Annotated in this window: 15 protein-coding genes; 6 read left to right on the top strand and 9 right to left on the bottom strand. The window is 74.2% G+C overall.

The genetic code is table 11. From position 1 onward, the window contains the following. Positions 1-135: 135 nt before the first annotated feature. Genes MNY60_RS11175 through MNY60_RS11160 form a run of 4 tightly spaced genes read left to right on the top strand, consistent with a single transcriptional unit; the run spans position 136 to position 3057 of the window. Positions 136-1530, top strand: coding sequence for a PP2C family protein-serine/threonine phosphatase (locus MNY60_RS11175; RefSeq protein WP_242353944.1), 1395 nt, complete (start codon positions 136-138; stop codon positions 1528-1530). Further along, positions 1527-2183, top strand: coding sequence for a hypothetical protein (locus tag MNY60_RS11170; RefSeq protein ID WP_242334053.1), 657 nt, complete (start codon positions 1527-1529; stop codon positions 2181-2183). Before MNY60_RS11175 ends, MNY60_RS11170 begins: the two co-directional genes overlap by 4 nt. Next, a complete protein-coding gene (locus MNY60_RS11165; RefSeq protein ID WP_242353946.1) occupies positions 2180-2719 on the top strand; it encodes a hypothetical protein in 540 nt (179 codons plus the stop codon). The genes MNY60_RS11170 and MNY60_RS11165 overlap by 4 nt, the downstream gene beginning before the upstream one ends. Continuing rightward, the gene (locus tag MNY60_RS11160) at positions 2716-3057 is read left to right on the top strand and encodes an STAS domain-containing protein (RefSeq protein ID WP_242334047.1); all 342 of its coding nucleotides are present in this window, start codon (positions 2716-2718) and stop codon (positions 3055-3057) included. The genes MNY60_RS11165 and MNY60_RS11160 overlap by 4 nt, the downstream gene beginning before the upstream one ends. A 32-nt stretch (positions 3058-3089) precedes the next feature. Here the strand turns inward: MNY60_RS11160 and MNY60_RS11155 are convergent, their stop codons facing one another. Together MNY60_RS11155 and MNY60_RS11150 are read right to left on the bottom strand one after the other, a co-directional pair. Then, a complete protein-coding gene (locus MNY60_RS11155; RefSeq protein WP_242334044.1) occupies positions 3090-3296 on the bottom strand; it encodes a helix-turn-helix domain-containing protein in 207 nt (68 codons plus the stop codon). Positions 3297-3402: 106 nt separating this feature from the next. Further along, complete coding sequence (locus MNY60_RS11150; RefSeq protein ID WP_242353957.1) at positions 3403-4128, bottom strand: response regulator; 726 nt, start codon at positions 4126-4128, stop codon at positions 3403-3405. Positions 4129-4223: 95 nt separating this feature from the next. Between MNY60_RS11150 and MNY60_RS11145 the strand changes: the two genes are divergently transcribed. Beyond that, complete coding sequence (locus MNY60_RS11145) at positions 4224-6692, top strand: Rv1355c family protein (RefSeq protein WP_242360623.1); 2469 nt, start codon at positions 4224-4226, stop codon at positions 6690-6692. A gap of 97 nt (positions 6693-6789) precedes the next feature. Here the strand turns inward: MNY60_RS11145 and MNY60_RS11140 are convergent, their stop codons facing one another. From MNY60_RS11140 to MNY60_RS11120, 5 genes are all read right to left on the bottom strand, one after another. Continuing rightward, positions 6790-8142 carry an ATP-binding protein gene (locus tag MNY60_RS11140; protein ID WP_242334037.1) on the bottom strand — a complete coding sequence of 451 codons (1353 nt, stop codon included), beginning with the start codon at positions 8140-8142 and terminating at the stop codon, positions 6790-6792. A 103-nt stretch (positions 8143-8245) separates the two neighbouring features. Further along, on the bottom strand, positions 8246-10549 hold the full coding sequence (locus MNY60_RS11135) for a nitric-oxide reductase large subunit (protein WP_242334034.1): 2304 nt from the start codon (positions 10547-10549) through the stop codon (positions 8246-8248). Positions 10550-10754: 205 nt separating this feature from the next. Then, complete coding sequence (locus MNY60_RS11130; RefSeq protein WP_242334031.1) at positions 10755-12200, bottom strand: DHA2 family efflux MFS transporter permease subunit; 1446 nt, start codon at positions 12198-12200, stop codon at positions 10755-10757. Between the two features lie 150 nt (positions 12201-12350). Then, positions 12351-13556 carry an MFS transporter gene (locus MNY60_RS11125; RefSeq protein WP_242334027.1) on the bottom strand — a complete coding sequence of 402 codons (1206 nt, stop codon included), beginning with the start codon at positions 13554-13556 and terminating at the stop codon, positions 12351-12353. Positions 13557-13624: 68 nt separating this feature from the next. After that, positions 13625-14275 carry an alpha/beta hydrolase gene (locus MNY60_RS11120; RefSeq protein ID WP_242334024.1) on the bottom strand — a complete coding sequence of 217 codons (651 nt, stop codon included), beginning with the start codon at positions 14273-14275 and terminating at the stop codon, positions 13625-13627. A gap of 171 nt (positions 14276-14446) precedes the next feature. Here MNY60_RS11120 and MNY60_RS11115 point away from each other — a divergent pair, with 171 nt between their 5' ends. Then, on the top strand, positions 14447-15475 hold the full coding sequence (locus MNY60_RS11115; RefSeq protein WP_242334021.1) for an SDR family oxidoreductase: 1029 nt from the start codon (positions 14447-14449) through the stop codon (positions 15473-15475). A gap of 78 nt (positions 15476-15553) precedes the next feature. Here MNY60_RS11115 and MNY60_RS11110 read toward each other — a convergent pair whose 3' ends face one another. Both MNY60_RS11110 and MNY60_RS11105 read right to left on the bottom strand, forming a co-directional pair. After that, the gene (locus MNY60_RS11110; protein WP_242334018.1) at positions 15554-16810 is read right to left on the bottom strand and encodes an OmpP1/FadL family transporter; all 1257 of its coding nucleotides are present in this window, start codon (positions 16808-16810) and stop codon (positions 15554-15556) included. Between the two features lie 16 nt (positions 16811-16826). Further along, positions 16827-19778, bottom strand: a complete 2952-nt coding sequence (locus MNY60_RS11105; protein ID WP_242334016.1) for a hypothetical protein — start codon at positions 19776-19778, stop codon at positions 16827-16829. Positions 19779-19785: the final 7 nt, after the last annotated feature.

Genomic DNA, 19785 nt, shown 5'->3' with positions numbered 1-19785 from the left:
GACCGGAACCTGCCGAGCCTGCGTGGCGACCGCCGCGCGGCGGTCGGCCCGCCTGCCTCGCCGCCGGGCCCGGCGAGAGCCGGTGTGAGCCCCTGCCGCGTTCGCCGTCGGTGAGGCATACTGCGCGAGTCCGGAATGCGCTCCGAAGTCGTGCAGAACCTCCTCGTCCTCCTGGCGGGAGCGGCCCTCCTCAACGCCGTGTTCGCGGCGGCGCTGTGGCGGAGCACGCGCGACGCGCTGTTCCGGATGCTCTTCGTCGCGTGGGCGACGGTCATCCTGTCGGCGCTGCTCCAGAGCGCGCTCACCCACAACCACCTCATCGTCACCATCGGCTTCGCCTCGGTCTTCATCAACAACGCGGCGTTCGCCCAGCTCCTCGCCGCGGTGGCCGAGGTGACGGTGCCGTGGCGCAGGCTCGTCCTGCTGCTGGCGGCGGGACTCGCCGCCTCGGCCCTCGTCGCGGCGGCGGGAGGATCGTTCGTCCTCGTCTCGGCGCCCACAGCGCTCGCGGTCGCCGCGCCCACCGTGGCGGTCGGCTTCAAGGTCTTCCGCGACCGCTGGTCCACGCTCCACGCGCAGGGGCGCGCGCTCGCGCTCTCCTGCATCCTCTTCTCGGTCCACAACCTCGACTTCGTCTTCCTGCGCGAGCGGGAGGCGCTCGCGCCGGTCGGGTTCACCCTGGCGTTCCTGGTGATCTTCGCGATCTCGATCAGCGCGCCCGCGGCGCTGCTCGAGATGGTCACGAAGCGCCAGGCGCGCCTCGCCGCCCAGCTCGAGATCGCGCGCACCCTCCAGGCGCGGCTCGCGCCCACGGACGCCCGGCTCGATCGCCTGGAGTTCGCCTGCCACATGCGGCAGGCCGACTCGGTCGGCGGGGACTACCTGCAGCACTTCAAGACGGGGAGCAGCGAGTGGTTCTTCGCGGCGGACGTCGTCGGCCACGGCTTCCACGCGGGGCTGCTCGCGCTCATGGCCCACAGCGCGCTCTCGTCGATCATCGAGGCCCGCCCCGAGATCACCCCCCGCGAGCTGAACCAGCTCGTGAACCGGGTGCTGTGGCGGAACCTCGCCCAGCTCGAGGACCGCCGCTACATGACGATCGTGGCGATGCGGCGCGACGACCGGGACGGGCGGCTCGTGGTGAGCGGGTGTCACGCGGACCTGCTCGTTTACCGCGCCCGCTCGCGCGAGGTGCAGACGCTCGCCCTCGAGCACTTCCCGCTGGGCGTCGGCTTCACGCCGGACCTGGCCCTCGAGACCATCGGCGACGCCACCCTCGAGCTCAGGCCGGGAGACCTGGTGTTCGTCGCCACCGACGGGGTGTTCGAGGCGCCGCGCCTCGGCCGGCACGAGCTCGGGCTGTTCGGCGCCGAGCGCGTGGGCGAGCTCTTGTCCGCGTGCGGCGCCGAGCCGCTGTCCGAGATTCGCCGGCGGCTGGTGGAGCAGCTCGACGACTTCACGGGCCGGCGCTACGCCGACGACGTGGCGTTCTTCATGCTGCGCGCGCGCCCCGAGGGAGCGCTGGCGTGAAGCTGAGGCTCGAGATCGCCGCGCGCTCCGCCGACGTGCTGCGCTGCAGGCAGCTCGTGGGCGAGGTGTACCACCGCCGCTACGGCGTGGTGTTCTCGAGCGACACCTACGACCTCGACCGGAAGATCGAGCCCTGGCCGCACCGCTTCCTGATGGGGTTCGTCCGCGACGAGCTCGCGGCCGTGTCCGGGCTGTACGTGCGGAACACCTACGTCGAGCGCTTCGGGCTGGTGGACGACGACGAGGTCCGCGCCCGGCTGCGCGAGGCGGGCGTGGACGGAGAGTACGAGCCCGCCGAGCGGCGCGAGCTGACGAAGCTCGTCATCGCCCCGCGGCTGCTCAACTCGGGGCTCGGCCCGCTGTTCATCGCGTTCGCCCACGCGCGGGCGTTCGTAGAGCTCGACGCCCCGCGACCGCCGCTCGTCACCTTCTGCGTCGTGCGATCGATGAAGCGCCTGGTCGAGCGGCACGGGATCCGCACGCGACACCTGAAGCCGTTTCCCCACTACAAGGTCCACGAACACTACCGGTCGGAGCGGAACCCGATGGACAGCTACCTCGTCATCCCGCACCTCGACGTACCGGCCGCCTTCCGCGACCTGCGCATTCCGGGCGAGCACGCGCTCGGCCCGTGGCTGGGAGACGAGCGATGAGCAACCTCACCGTCCTCGGCGCGTTCCACGAGGCCCCCGCCCAGCCGCTCAGCGCCATCGAGATGGAGGTGGTGCCGATAGACCTGGTGACCGAGTGGAGACGATGCGGCATGATCGCCGACTTCATGGCCGACTACATGGTGTACGGGTTCGAGCGGCGCGAGACGGCACGCAGCGTCCTCTCGACCGTCATGAACGAGCTCGTCGAGAACGCCGCCAAGTTCAGCGCCGACGCGCGGACGCCGGCGCGCGCCTCGATCCGCAATCACGGCGAGGTCGTGCTGCTCGAGATCCGGAACGAGGCGAGCGACAAGCACGTCGCGAGCCTGAAGGAGCTGCTCCCGGTGCTCGCGCACGACGACGCGACCGCCGTGTTCCGGCAGCGGCTGCAGGACCGGCGGGGCCTCGGCCTCGCGCTGCTCGCGCGAGACTACCGGGCGACCGTCGGGGCCACCGTGGAGCCCGCCGACGCCGGAGGGAAAGCCACGGTCTGCCTGCGGGTGGCCATGAGCGCGGCGGAGGTGGAGCAGCGATGAAGGCGCCACGCCCGGACTACTCGGTGGACGCGGGGCAGTCGCCCGGGACCTGGCTCTTGCGCGGGGTGATGCGCCTCGAGTCGCCCGAGGCCTACGCGCGGGCGTTCGAGCCCATCGTCGCCTCGCTCACGAAGCTCCCCGCGATCTCCCTCGATCTCTCGCAGGTGGTGTTCCTGAACAGCTCCGGCATCCGCGCGCTCGCAGACGTGCTGCTGCTCGCGCGCGAGAAGCGCTGTCAGGTCACGCTCTTCGGGAGCGCCGCGGTCCCGTGGCAGAAGAAGCTCGCGAGCTCGCTCACGGCCCTCTTCCCCGAGTTCGTGATGCGCGTCGACCGCTGAAGCGGTCGCGCCGCCCGCGCGCGAGCGGTCGACTACTCGAGCAGCGACGTCGGCGAGACGGCCAGGGCCTTGGCGAGGCTCTCGAGCGTCTCGAGCGGCGGCGTCCGCTGCCCGCGCTCGAGCATCGAGATGTAGGACACCGAGAGCCGCGCCTTCCCGGCCAGGGCCTCCTGCGAGAGCTTGCGGCGGAGACGTTCGCTCTTGAGGTTCAGGGCGAACTTGTCGGCGAGACGCGGCATGAGGAGCTCCTGAGTTGAAGTTGCGGAAACCGCAACATGGGTTGCGAGAACGGCACGATCCCACACTACCACTCAGCGTGCGGCTTCACCAGACCGTGCGTGTACGTTACTTGCGGGACCGCGCGGCGGGGAACGGGACGTCGTACCGCGCGAGGAGGCGGCGCAGCGAGAAGTAGGAGACCCCGAGCGCCTTCGCGAGGCCGCGGGGGTCGCGGGCGAAGAAGCGGGTCGCGGCGAGCAGATAGCGGCGCGCGGCCTCGCGGAACGGCAGGACGTCCTCGCGCGAGCGGAGCGGCCACAGCCCGGGCATCGTGCCGACGAGCTCCCCCGCGAGCTGCGCCAGCCTGCCACGCGCCTCCTCCACGTCCGCCTCGTTCTGCTCGATCGTGTGCGTGAGCCGCCGGCGCTCGACCGCGAGATCCACGGCGTGGCCGAGCGCGGCGCTCGACTCGTCGTGGCAGTCGAAGAAGAAGTCCGCGCCCGCCATCACGGCGGCCATGGCATCCGAGGCCCCCGCCGCCGTCGCGTACGCCAGGATCGCGAGGCGCTCGTGGGATTCGCGCAGCTCGCGGATCGTCTCGAGCCCCGGTCCCTTGGGCAGCTCGAGGTTCACCATGGCGATGGTGGCCCCGGCAGCGCGCTTCAGCGACTCGGCGCCGCTCGAGGCCGTGAGGAGCTTGAACCGCGGGTGAGCGCCGGGCTGGCCCGGTCGCGGGCTCCCCCTGACCTCTGCGAGCCGCTCGCGGATCATGCGGCGGTGCGCATCGTCGGGGGCTACGAGCAGGAGCACGTCGTCGAACGCGTCGGGAAGATCCCTGCGGATCGCGCACATCGCGCCTCGTCTACCACGTCCCGTCCCCGGTGACGGCGTCCAATCGTCTGCCGCGGCCGTACACTGGCTCGCACACCCAACGGGAGGCACAGCGCATGCCCAGCCACCATCAGTTCGAGCTTCTGGACCGCGTGCATTCACTGCGAGGACGCCCGCCCCCCGCGCCCGCCGCCGGAGGCCCGCCGCCCGAGCCGGACGAGGTCCTGCGCCCGGGCGCCGAGGCGGACTCCTGGCGGCCGGAGGCGTTCCCCGCCGGCGATCCGGCGGCGCGCCTGCGGCTCGCCGCGCGCGTGGTGGAGGAAGGCCTCACGGTCCACGACACCCTCCGCGAGCAGCTCGTCGAGCTCCTCGAGACGCGCGAGCCGGCGCTCGAGCTCGGGCCGGAGGCGCTCTCCGAGCGGATGGGCGCCCATCTCCAGGGGCTGCCGCTCGCGTACCACGGCACCTGGTTCCTCTACCCGTGGTCCAGGCGGGTGGTGCGTGTGCTCCCGGAGCCCGAGTTCCGGGAGCTACGCTCGAGCCGGAACCGGAACAAGATCTCCTCCGAGGAGCAGGAGCGGCTCCGCGCGGTCCGGCTCGGGGTCGTCGGCCTGTCGGTGGGGAGCGCGAGCGCCATCGCCCTCGCCATGGAGCAGGTCGGCGGGGAGCTCTACCTCGCGGACCACGACCGGCTCAGCCTCTCGAACTTGAACCGGCTGCGCGCGGGCGTCCACGAGCTCGGGGTCCCGAAGGCGGTCCTCACCGCGCGCGCCATCGCCGAGCTCGACCCGTACCTGCGCGTGTGGCCGTTCCTGGACGGGATCACCGATGCGAACATGGACCGGTTCCTCCGGCCCGACGGGCGTCCGCTCGACCTCCTCGTGGAGGAGTGCGACGACCTCTACGTGAAGGTGCGGGTCCGGGAGGCGGCGCGGGCGCTGCGCATCCCCGTGCTCATGGAGACGAGCGACCGCGGCCTCCTCGACGTCGAGCGCTTCGACCTCGAGCCCGAGCGTCCCATCCTCCACGGCCTCGTCGGCGCGCTCGACGCCGAGGAGCTCCGCGGGCTCGACACCTCCGAGAAGGTGCCGATCGTGCTCCGCATCCTCGGCGAGCGGTCCATCTCGCCGCGCCTCGCGGCCTCGCTCGTCGAGGTGAAGGCGACGCTCAAGACCTGGCCGCAGCTCGCCTCGGCCGTGTCGCTCGGCGCGGCGGTCGTCACCGACACCGCCCGCCGGATCGCGCTCGGCGAGCTCAGGTCGTCGGGGCGGTTCTACGTGGACCTCGGCGAGCTCGTGCGCGACGGGGCGGGGGCGGTGCAGCCCCTCCTGGCGGAGCCTGTGCCCGCTCCGGCCGCGACGCTCGAGGAGGCGCGTGCGGCGCCCCCGGCCGCGGCCGTCGCCCCGGCGGCGGTCCGGGCGGGCGCGGCGCTCGACACGCAGCGAATCCGGGCGCTCGTGGAGCTCGCCACGCTCGCGCCCTCGGGCGGGAACTGCCAGCCGTGGCGGTTCTCGTGGGACGGCAAGCGCCTCCGCCTCCTCCACGACGCCGCCCGCTCCCGGTCCTTCCTCGATTACCGCGACCTCGCGAGCTGGCTCGCCTTCGGCGCCGCCGTGGAGAACATCGCGCTCGCCTCGGCGGCGATGGGGCTCGACATGGCGGTCGACCTCGCCCCGGATCCGCGCGAGCCCGCGCTCGTGTGCGACCTCCGCTTCGCGGCCTCGCGCGCGCCGGCCCCGGCGAGCGTCCTCTCCCTCGCGGCGGCGATCCCGGACCGCGCCACGAACCGGAAGCTCGGCCCGCGCGCGCCGCTCGCCCGGGAGGCGCGCGACCTGCTCCTCCGCGCCGCGGCGGACGTCTCCGGCGCGGCGCTGCACCTCGTCGAGGACTCGGAGCGGCTCAGCGAGCTCGGCGAGGTGCTGGGGCGCGGGGACCGGCTCCGCTTCCTCTCCCGCACCATGCACCGCGAGATGATGGGCGAGCTGCGCTGGAGCGCCGACGAGGTGCGCAGGGGCGACGGGCTGGACGTCGCCACGCTCGAGCTCTCCGGCGCGGACCTGGCCGGTCTCCGCGTGATGTCCTCCTGGCCCGCCATGGAGCTCGTCGGCCGGCTCGGCGGGGGGCGCGCGCTCGAGAAGCCGGCGGCGAAGGCCATGGCGGCGGCGAGCGCCGCGGGGCTCGTGTCCGTGGCGGGCCGCACGCGCGAGGCCTACTTCGCGGGCGGCCGCGCCATGCAGCGCGTGTGGCTCCAGGCGACTGCCCTCGGGCTCGCGTTCCAGCCCATGACGCCGCTCACGTACCTCTTCGCGCGGCTCGAGCTCGGCGACGGCGAGGGCCTCGCGCCGCCGGAGGTCGCCACGCTGCGCGCGCTGCGGGGTCGCCTCGCCTCGGTCTTCCCGGAGGCCTCGGGCCGGGGAGAGCCGATGCTGTTCCGCCTCGCCGTCGCGCCACCCCCCGCCGCGCGGGCGCTCCGCCGTCCCCTCGCCGAGGTGCTCGAAATCGAGCCGCGCGCGTCCGACTCGCGGGCGGGTCCGCTGCGGGCCGGACCGTCCCTCCACGCTCCGACGCGCCGGCGAGCGGGGTGAGCCCTCGCGCCCGCCGCGGTGGCCTCGCGAGCGCCGTCTCCGAGGTCGCCCCGGCGCTGCGTGGCGAAAGGCGTCCGGGCGTCTCTGCGGGACCGCTTCACCGGGCGCCGGCGCTGTACACCGCCGGGCGAAGCCCGCCGGTGCGCGGCAGCCGGACGGTGAAGCGGGTCGGGCGGCCCGGGCCCGACGCGACGTCCACCCGGCCGCCGTGCGCCTCGACGATGGTCCGGACGATGAAGAGCCCCAGGCCGAGCCCGTCGGCGCCGGCCTGGCGGACGTCGCCGCGCCGGAACGGCTCGAAGATGGCGCGCGTCGCCTCGGGCGGGATGGGCGGGCCGTCGTTCTCGACCTCCACGCGCACCGCGTCGGCCTCGCCGGCGGCGCGCAGGCGCACCGGCGTGCCCGCCGGCTGGTACTGGAGCGCGTTCGAGACGAGGTTCGCGATCGCCTGCTGGAGCCGGTCGGGGTCCCACGCGCCGGAGAGGTTCCCGTCGAGGGAGAGCGCGACCGCGTCGGGTCCGTGCCGGAGCGCCGCCTCGTCCACCACCGGGCGGCAGACCTCGCGCAGGTCCATCGCGCGCGGGGCGAGCGGGATGCCGCCGGCGTCGCGCACGCGCGTGAAGTCGAGCAGGTCGCCGATCATCCGGGCCATGCGGCGCGAGCTCGACAGGATGCGGGCGAGCGTGCGCGCCTCCGCCGGCGGCAGCGTCCGTCGCGAGAGCAGCGTCGCGCCGGCCTCGATGGCGGACAGCGGCGTGCGCAGGTCGTGGCCGACGATGCCGAGGATCCGCGCCTGCACCTCGAGGGCGACGCGCCGCTCGCGCTCGCGCTCCTCGTGCGCGCGCAGGGCCTGGCGGACGCTCCGCGCGGCGAGCAGGAGCACCGCGGCGAGCGCGAGGTTCGCGACGAGGAACACCGCGTCGCCGAGGGCGGTCTTGCCCGACCAGGCGCGCTCGCGCTGCTCGAGCGCGCCGACCTCGAGCGCCACGAGCTCGCCGCGGGCGTGCTCCATGTCGTCGAGGAGGTGAGGGTCGGTGGTGGGGTGCCAGGAGGCGCCGGTGAGGAGCGCGGCGTCGTGGGCGCGCCGCTCCTCGGCCATGGCCGCGAGCGCGGCATCGACCCGCCCGACGAGCGCGTCGGTGGGCGCGCGCCGCTGCGGCTCCCGTGACGCCCGCTGGGTGAGCGACGCGAGCTCGACGCGGATCGCGGCCACCGCCCGCTCGTGCCGGGCGAGCTCGGCGGGGCCGCGCACGAGCAGATAGCCGCGGTGGCTGCTCTCGGCCTCGCGGACGGCGGCGTCCAGCCGCTCGAGGGCGAGCACCGCGTCGGTCGACTCGGCGGCGCGCGCGGCGTTCTCCTGACGCGACTTCGCGACCGCCAGGTACACCCCCACCGCCACGACGATGGCGAGGATGGCGGCGACGAAGCCGGTCACCGGACGAGCGGGCACGCAGCTAGGCAACCCGGCGAGCGGGCGGGCTCTTCCCTCTCATACGGGGAGGCGACGGGGTGCGTCTTCGCCCCACGTCGCCTCCTCCCAGGCGGGTCGCTCGCTAGAGCCGCTCCGGCGCGGGGTGCCCCGGCGCGGGCGCGCCGCCGGGCGGGCCCCCCGCGACGTCGGTGAAGAGGGGGCTCTCGGGGAGCGCGGCGGGGAGCGGCCGCGTCCGGGCGCGCACGCCGCGCCAGGCGAGGATGACGACCGGGAGCACGCCGCCCACGATGAAGAGCGCATCGCCGGGGAGGCGCGCCCACTCGAACCACGTCAGCGGCCGCGCGGTGAGGAACTCCAGCGCGCGCGCCTCCCAGTAGCCCACCGTGACCGAGCGGTGAAGCTGCAGGACGCCGATGGGGAAGAGCGTCGCGAACACCATCCAGCCCAGGCCGACGTTGAGCGACCAGAAGCTCACCGCCGCGAGCCGGTCCGACCAGCGCTCCGGCGGGACGAGGTAGCGGAGCCCGAACAGCGCGAGCCCCACCGCGAGCATGCCGTAGACGCCCATCATCGCCGCGTGGCCGTGGTTCGCGGTGAGGGCCGTGCCGATCTGGTAGTAGCTCACGATGGGCAGGTTGATGAGGAAGCCGAAGATCCCGGCGCCGACGAAGTTCCAGAACCCCACCGAGGCGAGGAACGCGACGGCCCAGCGATGCGGGAACCGCACGGCGCCCGCCTGCTGCTCGCGGCCCAGGGAGAGGAAGCTCCACGCCTCGAAGGTGAGGAGGGTGAGCGGGATGACCTCCGCCGCGGAGAAGAAGGCGCCGAGCGCCATGTGCTCCGCGGGCTCGCCCGAGAAGTAGACGTGGTGCATGGTCCCGACCACGCCCCCCACCGAGTAGAGGATGATCTCGAGGTAGATGAGCCGGAGCGCGATCCGCTCGGCGACCACCCCGAGCAGCACGAACAGGTAGGCGACGACGACCGTGGTGAAGAGCTCGAGGAAGTCCTCGACCCACAGGTGCACCACCCAGAAGCGCCAGTAGTCGGTGACCGTGAAGTGGCCGCGCGGGTGGGCGAGCAGCCCGACCGCATAGAACGCGGGGATCGCGAGCGCGGCGAAGAAGAACAGCCAGGGCATGTTGCCGAGGTGCTCGCGCGCGAGGCGGGGGCGCAGCGCCCGGAACAGGATCGCCACCCAGGCGAAGAGCCCGAGGATGAGCAGCACCTGCCAGAAGCGGCCGAGCTCCAGGTACTCGAAGCCCTGGTTCCCGAACCAGATGCTCCGCGTCCAGCCGTGGATCCCGGCGAGCTCGCCGATCATGCTCCCCACCACCACCACCGCCAGCGCGCCGAGCAGCGCGAAGGCGAGCGCGCGCTGCCCGGGCGGCTCGCGCCCGGCGATCATGGGCGCGAGGAAGATGCCGGCGGCGAGGTAGCTCGTCGCCACCCAGAAGATCGCGAGCTGCAGGTGCCAGCTCCGCACGACGTTGAAGGGGAGCAGCGCGGCGAGGTCCACGCCGAAGAAGTTCGAGAGCTCGGCGCGGTAGTGCTGCGTCGCCCCGCCCACCAGCGTCTGCAGGAGGAAGAGCAGCGCCATGACGAGGAAGAACCAGCCGGTCGCGCGCTGCGAGGGCGTGAGCGGCACCTCCTCGGGGCGGCGGAAGGTGAGGGTCTGCGACTCGCGCCCCTGCCAGCCGAGGAACCGCCAGCGGCCGAAGGCGGCGAAGAGGAGCCCGGTCCCCGCGAGGAGGGCGATGAGCGAGAGCACGCTCCACACCACCATCGGGCCAGTCGGGACGTTCTGGACGAGGGGCTCGGGCGGCCAGTTGTTGGTGTACGAATAGTCCTGGCCGGGGCGCCGGGCGGCGGCCGCCCAGGCGCTCCAGGCGAAGAACGCGGTGAGCAGCCGGACGTCCTCCGGCCCCGAGACGACGTCTCGCGCGAGCCCGGTCCGCGCGCTCGGCTGGGCGAAGAACGCCGCGAGCTCTTCGCGGTAGTGCTCGAAGGCGAGCGCCTGACCCTCGGTGAAGCGGAGCGTGTCGCTCGCCGGGTCGTAGCGGTTCGTCTGCAGCTCGGCCCAGGTCTTCGGGCCGCCCGCCCGCTCCGGCTCGCCGTTGCGGCGCGCCATGAAGCGGGCGGTGCGCCGGAGGTAGTCGGCGGTGAAGTCCGGCCCGAGGTAGCCGCCGTGGCCGAAGACCGAGCCGTACGACATGAGGCCCCGTCCCAGGAAGAGCTCCTGCCCCGAGAGGACGTCGTCCCGCGTGAAGACCACCCGCCCCGCCGGGCCGACGACCCGCTCCGGGATGGGCGGCGTCGCCGTGTAGGTCCGGTAGGCGAGCACCCCGAGGATGCCGAAGCCGACGAGCATGACGAGCAGCGCGGCCTGCAGCCAGCCGCGCGACACGAGGAGCTGCCTGCGCATGAACCCTCCAGCGTTCGAGCCTCGCCAAGGGTGGAGATAACGCGCGCGGAGGACAACACGACACCCTCCGTGGAGGCTTCACCGAACGTCATCGACCGACCCGTGGGTGCGGCCCGGCTCCTCGTGCGGCGGCGCTGGCCCTCGCCGGACAGGGGGGCGGGCGCCGGCGCGAGCCGGGCGGGATACTGCGCGCCCTCCTCGGCGCTCACCTCGGCCGTCCGGCCGCGACGCGCGGGACCACGGCGGCCCGCCGCGCGCGGGGGCGCGCTCCTCCCCGGCCGCGCTCGACGGTGGCCCAGGCGAGCGCGCCGCCCACGCCGCAGAGGGCCGCGGAGATCGCCATGGCGCGCTGGAAACCCTCTGTGAGCTGGCCGGAGGCGACGTCCGCCGGGGCGATGCCGGCGGCGAGGGGCAGCACCGCCACGGCGAGGAGACCGGCCGCGCGCGCGACGGCGTTGTTCACGCCCGAGGCGACGCCAGCCCGCTCCGCCTCGACGGCGGAGAGCGCCGCCGCGGTGAGCGGGGCGACCGCGAGGCCGAGCCCCACGCCGAGCGTCGCCACGCCCGGGAGGACGCCCCCGAGGTAGCTCACGCCCGGCACGGCCCGGGCGAGGAGCGCGAGACCGAGCCCCGCGACGAGCGCGCCCGACGCCATGAGCGGGCGGTTCCCGACGCGCCCCGCGAGCCGGCCCGACCACGGCGAGAGCACGAGGAGGCAGGCGGTGAGCGGGAGGAGCGCCGCGCCGGAGGCGAGCGGCGACCAGCCCAGGCTCCGCTGGAGCTGGAGCATGAGGAGGAAGGTCGCGCCGCCGAGCCCGAAGTAGAGCGCGAGCGTGGCCGCGTTCGCCCCGGTGAACTGGAGGGAGCGGAAGAGCGACAGGGGGAGCATGGCCGACGGACGGCGCTCCACGAGGACGAACGCGACGAGCGCGAGGGATCCCGCGAGCGCAGCCACCGTCACCCGTCCGCCGCCGCCCTCGCCGGTCGCCTCGATGAGCGCGTAGGTGACCGCGCCGAGCCCGAGGGCGGCGAGGACCGCGCCCGCGACGTCGAGCCGGCGCGCCACGGGCGCGCGGGACTCCGGGACGAAGCGCACCGCCGCCCAGATGCCGAGCGCGGCGATCGGGAGGTTCACGAGGAAGACGGCGCGCCAGGACACGGCCTCGGCGAGCCAGCCGCCGAGGAGCGGCCCGAACGCGGTCGTCACGCCGGAGAGGCCCGCCCAGGCCCCGATGGCGCGCCCCTGCTCCTCCGGCGCGAAGCAGCTCCGCAGCAGGGCGAGGCTCCCGGGCACGAGCAGCGCCGCGCCCACCCCCTGCACCGCCCGGAACAAGACGAGCGCGCCGGCGTTCGGGGCGACGCCGCAGAGGAGCGAGGCGACCGCGAACCAGGCGAGCCCGATGGTGAACACGCGGCGGCGCCCGTAGCGATCGCCGAGGGCGCCGCCGGGGAGGAGGAGCGCGGAGAGGGTGAGCAGGTAGCCGTCGAGCGTCCACTGCAGCGCCGAGAGGCCCGCGCCGAGCTCCCGGCCGAGGACCGGGAGGATCACGTTCACCACGGTCGAGTCGAGGAACGCGAGCCCCGAGCCGAGGATCGCCACGAGGAGCACGCCCCTCCCCGCCCGGCTGCCGTAGCGCACCGTCTCCCGCACCCCGCGAACCTTAAGGCGGCGCAGCGCCGGGGGCCGGGCTTCGGCGGGCCGCGCCGCGTCGAGTGGCCTCAAGCGCGGGAGCGCGCAGCGGACGCGCGACGTGGGGCGCTCCATGGGCCGCAGCCCCTTGGCCCGAGCGCCCGCGCCACTTCAGCCGCGCTCGTAGCGGCGCAGTGCCGGTGCCACGAGCGCGGTGACGAGCGCGGCGGCGATGCAGAGGAGGCCGCCCGAGGCGACCGAGAGGCGCGGCCCGAACGCGCGCGCGACCGCGCCCGCCTCCACCTCGCCGAGCTGCGGCCCGCCCATGAAGAAGATCATGTTGATGGAGCCCATCCGCCCGCGGAGCGCGTCCGGGGTGAGGAGCTGGCGAAGCGTCTGGCGGATGACGGTGCTCACCGTGTCGGCGGCGCCCGCCGCCGCCAGCGCAGCGAGCGAGAGCGGGAAGGAGCGCGAGGCGCCGAACACCGCGATGGCGCCGCCGTAGGCGCCGACCGCCCACAGCACCGCGCGCCCCTCGCGCCGCGGGAGCGAGCGGGTGGCGAGGAACGCGCCCGCGAGGGCCGCGCCGGCGGGCTGCGCGGCGTAGAGGACCCCGAGGCCGCGAGGGCCGACGCGGAGGAGCTGGTCCGCGAAGATGGGCATGAGCAGCATCGAGCCGCCGAAGAACGTCGCGAAGAAGTCGAGCAGCATCGTCGTGCGGATGACCGGGGCGCGGCGCAGGAAGGCGAGGCCCTCCTTCACGGCGCCGAGCCCGAGCGGAGTCGCGCGCGGCGGCGCGCGGTGGCGCATGACGAGGAGCGCGCCGATCACGGCGAGGAACGAGGCCGCGTCGAGCGCGTACAGCGTGACCACGCCGCCCCAGGCGAGGAGCACGCCCCCGAGCGCGGGGCCCACGACGTTCGCCACCTGCCAGCCCGTGAACGCGAGCGAGAGCGCGCCGGAGAGGTGCTCGGGCGGCACGAGGAGCGGCACGAGCGCCTGCCGCGCCGGGTTGTCGAAGGCGATGGCCGCCGCGCCGACCGCCACGAGGCCGTAGAGGAGGCCGGGCGTCGCGAGGCCGAGGTGGCTCGTCACCGCGAGCGTGACGGACACCGAGGCGAGCAGCGTCTGGGTGACGAGCATGAGCCGGCGGCGGTCGACCGCGTCCGCCACGACCCCGCCGCCGAGCGCGAAGGCGATGACCGGAGCGACGCGGAAGAAGCCGAGGAGCCCGAGCGCGAGCGGCGAGCGGGTGAGCACGTAGAGCTGCCAGACGATGGCGACGTGCTGCATCTGCGTGCCCGTGGTCGAGACGACCTGGCCGAAGAGGAGGTTCCTGAAGTCGCGGGAGCGGAGGGCCGCCGGGAGCGCAGGCACGCGCGGAGGAGAGCACGGGCGGGCCTGCCTGTCGATCCGGCGGCCCCTCCCTCCGGCGGCCCGCGCCGTCACTCGCCCGCGCGGGCGGCGAGCCAGGCGTTCGCGTCTGCGAGGCTCTCCTCGGAGATCGTGTGGCCGATCGGATACTCCCGGTACTCGACGCGCGTCCCGAGGAGCGGCGCGAGGAGCGCCCTCGCCTCGCGGCCGCGCTCCACGGGGATGACTGCGTCGTCCCTGCCGTGCAGCACGAGCGCCTCGAGCCGGGCGAGCGCGGGCGCGGGCGCGGCGCGGGAGAGGCTCTGCGGCAGCACGCGGCCGGAGTGAGCCACGAGGCCGCGCACGAGCTCGGGGCGCGCGAGGGCGAGCGCGTAGCTCATCACCGCGCCCTGCGAGAACCCGAACAAGAACACCCGCGCCGGATCCGCGCCGTAGGCCCCGCACAGCTCGGGGACGGCCTCCGCGAGCGCCTCGCGGCTCGCCTCGACCTCGGCCGGATCGAGCGTGGTGGGCGTCGCGCTCCGGTCGAGCACGTACCAGGCGAAGCCGGAGGGCGTCATGGCATAGGGCGCCCGCGCCGACACGACGAGGAAGCGGCGGTCGAGCCACGGCGCGAGCGCGAAGAGGTCCCGCTCGTCCGAGCCGAGCCCGTGCAGGAGGAGCAGGAGCGGCGGGTGGGAGCGGGCGGGCGCCGGCGCGCGGACGAGGTGCTCGAGCGTCACCCACAGACGCTATCCCGCTTCCGCCATCGCCGCCCGCCGGACGGCGCCGCTCGACCGGGGGCCCCGGTGGCCGCCTGTCCGACGTGCGCGCGGGCCGGCAATTCCGGCGGCGGGATGACGGCCGCCCCGCCCCGCCGTGCGCATGCTTCCGCCGGACCGAGGAGATTCCACGTGCGGCGACTCGAGACCTGGACCGCGCTGGCCATCCTGGGCGGCGCCACGGCGCTCGCCCTCTCGCGGCGCATCGGGCGCGTCCGGCTGCCCGGGAAGATCGCGTTCGTCACCGGCGGCTCGCGAGGGCTCGGCTTCCTCGTCGCGCGCGAGCTGGGGCGGCGCGGCATGCGCGTCGTCATCTGCGCCCGGGACGAGGAGGAGCTCGAGCGCGCCCGGGGCGGCCTGGCGGCCGAGGGGATCGACGTCACCGCGCTCCCCTGCGACGTCACCGACGAGGACGGGATCCAGGGGCTCGTGGCCGACGTGGAGCAGAACCTCGGCCCCATCGACGTGCTCGTGAACAACGCCGGCATCATCCAGGTCGGCCCCGTCGAGACGATGAAGACCGAGGACTACCGCCGTGCGATGGACGTGATGTTCTGGGGCGCGCTCCACGCCGCCGAGGCGGTGCTGCCCGGGATGCGGGAGCGGCGCCGCGGCACGATCGTGAACGTCACCTCCATCGGCGCCGCGGTGGGGCTCCCCCACCTCGCGCCCTACGACGCGGCCAAGTTCGCGCTGCGCGGCTGGTCGGAGGCGCTCGCGGCGGAGTCGATCCGCCACGGGGTGCGGGTCGTGACCGTCGTCCCCGGGCTCATGCGCACCGGCTCCTTCGGCCACGCGCTCGTGAAGGGGAAGCGCTACGCGGAGGCGAGCCTGTTCACGCTCGCTGCGTCGCTCCCGCTCTTGACCTCGAGCGCCGATCGCGCCGCGCGCCGGATCGTGCGGGCGATCGAGAACGACGAGCGCTTCGTCGTGGTGGGCGTGCCCGCGAAGGCGCTCCGGATCGCCCACGCGCTCTTCCCCGGCACCGTGGTCCGGACGCTGGGGGTCGTGAACCGGCTCCTCCCGCCGGCCGAGCCGGGCGCCCGCGAGGCGATCGCGCTGCCGGGTGAGCTCTTTCGCCGCGGCCTCGCGCGGTCGATCCTGACCGCGCTCGGCGATCGCGCCGCGCGCCGCTACAACGAGGAGCCGGAGCAGGCCTAGCCGCGACTCACCTGCAAAAGCGAAGGGCGACGGTGTCCCCACCGCCGCCCTTCGTCTTCGGCCGAGCCTCGAGCCGCCCTAGGGCATCGGCGCCGTCTGCCCCGCGAGGTGCAGGTTGGTGTTCCACGACAGGCCCGCGGACACGATGACCACGTCGGTCTGGAACGTGCCCGGGAAGGCGGTCGTCCCCTCCGGCGTGACCTTGTCGCGCCGGCCGTAGAAGAACGCCGCGTTCGCCGCCAGCCCGCGGTTGCCGAACGCCCAGGTGAGGCCGGTCGAGGCGCCCGTCGTGTTCGAGTCGGGGAGCGTCGGCGAGTAGGTGGTCTTGCGGAGGCCCGACTGATCGCGCATGAGCCCGAGCCGGAGGGCGAGCGTGGGGCTCACCTCCCACTCCACGCCGCCGCGGATGACGTTGCCGTTGCGGTAGTCGCGGGGCACGGAGAGGGTGAGCCCCTTGTCGCCCACGAAGGTGTCGTCGCGGTACACGACCCAGCGCGACCAGGACCACTGCAGCGTGACGAGGAGCGGCTTCGCCACGCGGTAGCCCACGCCGAGGTTGAGGAGGTTCGGGATCGTGACGTCGTGCGTGACGCCCTGGTCCTGCGTCTCCGGGCCCTCGAGGGCCGGCGGCACCTCGAAGTTGCCGTCGCCCTTCAGCGTCGCGTGCGCCTTGTGCTTGTAGTCCACGCCGATGGTGAGCGGGACGGACAGCAGAGGCTGGATCTCGGCGGAGACGTCGTAGGTGAGCGCGCCGCCCTTGGTGTCGAGCTCGCCGTAGGCGTCCGGGAAGGGCTGGATGCCCTGCTTCAGGTACTCGAACCCGTAGTACCAGACGAGCCCGCCGCCGACCCGCACCTGCGGGATGACCTCGTAGCCCGCGGTGAGGTAGGTGCCGAAGAAGCGCCGCTGCACCTCGATGATGCGCGCGCGCCCCTGCCAGTCGTCCTTCCAGAACTGGTTGCCACCGAACGGGCTCCCGAAGCCCACGCCGACGCCGAGGCCGCGGCCGGCGAGCTTCGTGCCGAAGCCCGCGTAGACGTTGACGGGCGTGACCGGCTCGAAGCGCGTCGTGGAGCTGCCGGTGAGGCTCGTGCTCCCCGAAGGCGCGGTCCAGTCGGTCCAGATGTCGAGGAAGGAGCCCGCCACCGAGACGGCGGGCCCGTCGAGCTTGGAGAGCGCGGCGGGGTTGATGAACGCGGCGCCGGCGTCGACCTGGGCGCCGACGGCCGACGAGGAGAGCGCGAGGTCGCGCGGGTTGACGTTGATGACCTCGTAGCCGCTCGCGAGCGCGAGCGACGGGACGAGGAGGAGGGCCGTCAGGATCGTCTTGCGCATGGGTGGCGTCTCCTCGTCAGTCGAGCGTCACGGCCGCAGGGGGAAGGGTGCCGTCGGAGAGGAACCGGGCCGCGTCCTCGCGCACCGGGCCGCCGATGGACGTGCCGCCGAAGAGCGGCGCGAAGGTGTCGAGGATGACCCCGTGGTCGACGCAGCCGCCCGCGGCGGAGCGGCTGTCGTAGAGGGTCGTGTCGATGGTTCCGAGGTCGAGGAGCAGGTCCCCGTAGGCGAGCGGGACGCCGCCGACGACCGTGGTCCGGTTCGGCACCACCGGGTCGCACTTCGAGAGCTGGCCGAAGGCGGCCGTGGTCGAGGAGGCGAGCGGCCCGAGCGCGGCGAGCGGGCTCGGGAGCTTCGTCTCGACGTGCTGGGCGTAGTTGATCGGGTCGGCCGGGTCGAGGATCCACTTCGCCAGGATGAGCGTCTGGACGTAGCGGGCCGCCACCGCCGGATCGGTCGCGATCTTCGAGCGGTCGATGCCGAGGGAGAGGAAGAGCTGATCGACCGCCGACTTGAACGCCGGGGCGTTCGTGAAGATGTCGGTCAGCGTGCCGCCCGGCGAGGAGAGCACCGCGCGCGAGATGCGCGGGTTCGTGGCGGCGATCTCCGTGCCGTTGATCCCGCCGAGCGAGAGCCCCTCGAGGTAGACGCGCGTCGGGTCGATCCCGACGCCGTGGCCCGCGAGCGCGGCCGCGAGCGCGTTCACCTGCGGCTGCGGGAAGCCGCTTCCGGGCGGTGGCCGGGCGGCGGCGAGGATGAGGGCGGCGTGGTCGAAGAGGTCCTGCCGGATGCCGTCCCGGATGCGGAAGAAGTTGCCCGAGATGAAGTAGTTCCCGGAGGCCTCGGTGGTGAAGTCGTTGCCGAGACGCAGGTGCCCCGTCGTGCAGGTGCCCGGCGCGACCGCGTCACCCTGGCCGGCGCGCGCGGCGTCGGGCGTGCACACGCCGTCGGCGGTGCCGTCGGTCGTGCAGTCGGAGTTCTGCGAGCAGAAGGCGCGATCGCCGTGGTAGGGCGCGTCCGTGGCGATGACCACGAAGCCCTTCGCGGCGAGGGACTCGGCGACGCCCAGCATCTGCAGCCGCCCGCCGTTCAGCCCGTGGTGCCACACGACGAGGGGCGCGACGCAGGGCGGCGCGCCGCACTTCGGCACGGCCACCGTCGCCGAGAGCTGGACGGGCGTCCACGCGCTCGGGTCGGGGTTGAGCGCGCCGTTCGCCGGGTCGATGGCGTCGAGGCTCACGAAGCGGGCGTCGAGGAACGCGGCCACGCTCGGGAACAGCGCCGCCTGCTGCGCGGCCGTGATGCCGAAGCTCGCGAGGTCGAGGGGCGCCGCCGCCACCGTGGTGAACGCGGCGTTGTCCGCCATGTTGCCGTCGCCGTTCGGATCGTACGGCGCCGCGGAGAGCTTGACGCTCACGTCGGTCACGGTCTGGGTGGTGACCGTGTAGGCGAGGACGACGTGGTCGCGGGTGAGCGAGGCGTCGCCGGAGAGCGCGCCGAGGTTGTCGAGCAGCGGCGCGAGCCCGGTCCGGAGCGCCTGTAGGCCGCCCGCGTCAGCGTCGCTCACGCCGGGGATCTGCGACTTGCCGTCCACGACGAGGGGGTTCTGGAACCCGAACACGATCTCGGCGAGCGTGCTGCGCACGAGGGCCGCGTCCTGCGTGTCCTTGACGCGATCGGTGACGATGACGGCATAGCGGGTCTTCTGCTTGAGCGGCGGGACGTAGACGATCCCGGCGGGCGTCGGCGTGGGGACCGGAATTCCGGGCTGGAGCCCGAGCGCGGTCGTGACGCTCGTCCCCTGCACGTCGCGGTTCAGCGCGGGCGGCTGCGTGAGGTACTCCGCCGTGCCGGGCGCCCCGGCGCCGAGCGCGGCGGCGACGTCGCGCAGCCGGCGGGGGGTCCCGCCGGCGGGCAGCTCGAAGACGAGGACGCTGTTCGCGTTCACGGTCGCGGCCTTCACCGGCGCCGTCAGCGGAACGAGCATCATGCCCGTCGTCGAGAAGCCGTCGAGGGTGGCGAGGCCGGCCGCCGCGGGCCCGAAGGCGGGGTTGTTGCGCACCTTGCCGGAGGCGGGGTCGAGGAGGAAGTCGGACGGGAAGGGGATCTGGCCCGAGCCGCTGTCGGTCAGCGGGCTCGCCGTCGAGGGCTGCGTCCCGAAGGTCTGGACGCTCGCGATCTCCTGGTGGGGGAAGACCGTGTCCACCGCGGCGAACGCGGAGAGCTGGCCCGGCACGGTCGAGGCCTGCCAGAGGACGGTGAGGCCGGAGGGCGTCTGCGTCTCGACGGGCTTCCACCCCACGGAGCCCGCGTAGAGCGCCTGGAGCGAGCTGAGCTGCTGCACCTGCGCCGGCGTGATCCCGGGCGGCTGGTTCTCGTGGCTCATGAGATCGACGCCCTGCGCGACGAGGGCGATGGGCCTTTCGGCCGCCACGGCGCGGCCGTCGGTCGTCTTCACGCCGTGCTCACCGCCGCGCAGCGCGGCGACGTAGCGCCCCGGCGCCCAGCGGCGGCTGCCGGCGGCGTCCGCGACCTTGCGGAGGGCGAGCACGCCGTTCGCGTACCCGCCCACCTCGACGGGGATCCGCTCGGCGGCGCCGGCGGTGATCTTCAGCACCGCGACGGTGCTCTCGTTCACCGTCTTGAGGTCCAGGCTCGGGGGGGTCGCGGAGCGCGAGTAGGTCCCGTCGTCGACGTTCCGGGTGGAGGTGTGGAACGGGACGGTGATCGCGACCTCCTGGTCGCTCGGGAAGCCGCCTTTCACCACGAACGACTGGAGCAGCTCCTTCTGGAGCCCTGCCGGCAGCGTGGGGGCGCTCTGGAGGGCGAGGTCGTTGGGAAGCGGGATGGCGGGGGGAGAGAAGGACGCGAAGACCAGCACGTCGGGCGGTCCGTTCTGCTCGACCGACTGCGTGCAGGCGGCCGCCAGAACCGCGGCGGCCAGAATCGTGGCGCGGCGATGGAACATCGATGTC

This window comes from Anaeromyxobacter sp. SG17, from assembly GCF_022690695.1.
In the GTDB taxonomy this organism is placed as follows: domain Bacteria; phylum Myxococcota; class Myxococcia; order Myxococcales; family Anaeromyxobacteraceae; genus Anaeromyxobacter; species Anaeromyxobacter soli.
The sequence above is the reverse complement of the archived record's forward strand: the minus strand, read 5'-3'. Positions and strand labels throughout refer to the sequence as shown.

Excerpts from the sequence above, each read along its gene's own strand:
- MNY60_RS11175 (WP_242353944.1), top strand. The coding sequence starts at position 136 with ATGCGCTCCGAAGTCGTGCAGAACCTCCTCGTCCTCCTGGCGGGAGCG.
- MNY60_RS11165 (WP_242353946.1), top strand. The coding sequence starts at position 2,180 with ATGAGCAACCTCACCGTCCTCGGCGCGTTCCACGAGGCCCCCGCCCAG.
- MNY60_RS11160 (WP_242334047.1), top strand. The coding sequence starts at position 2,716 with ATGAAGGCGCCACGCCCGGACTACTCGGTGGACGCGGGGCAGTCGCCC.
- MNY60_RS11155 (WP_242334044.1), bottom strand. The coding sequence starts at position 3,296 with ATGCCGCGTCTCGCCGACAAGTTCGCCCTGAACCTCAAGAGCGAACGT.
- MNY60_RS11150 (WP_242353957.1), bottom strand. The coding sequence starts at position 4,128 with ATGTGCGCGATCCGCAGGGATCTTCCCGACGCGTTCGACGACGTGCTC.
- MNY60_RS11145 (WP_242360623.1), top strand. The coding sequence starts at position 4,224 with ATGCCCAGCCACCATCAGTTCGAGCTTCTGGACCGCGTGCATTCACTG.
- MNY60_RS11135 (WP_242334034.1), bottom strand. The coding sequence starts at position 10,549 with ATGCGCAGGCAGCTCCTCGTGTCGCGCGGCTGGCTGCAGGCCGCGCTG.
- MNY60_RS11110 (WP_242334018.1), bottom strand. The coding sequence starts at position 16,810 with ATGCGCAAGACGATCCTGACGGCCCTCCTCCTCGTCCCGTCGCTCGCG.
- MNY60_RS11105 (WP_242334016.1), bottom strand. The coding sequence starts at position 19,778 with ATGTTCCATCGCCGCGCCACGATTCTGGCCGCCGCGGTTCTGGCGGCC.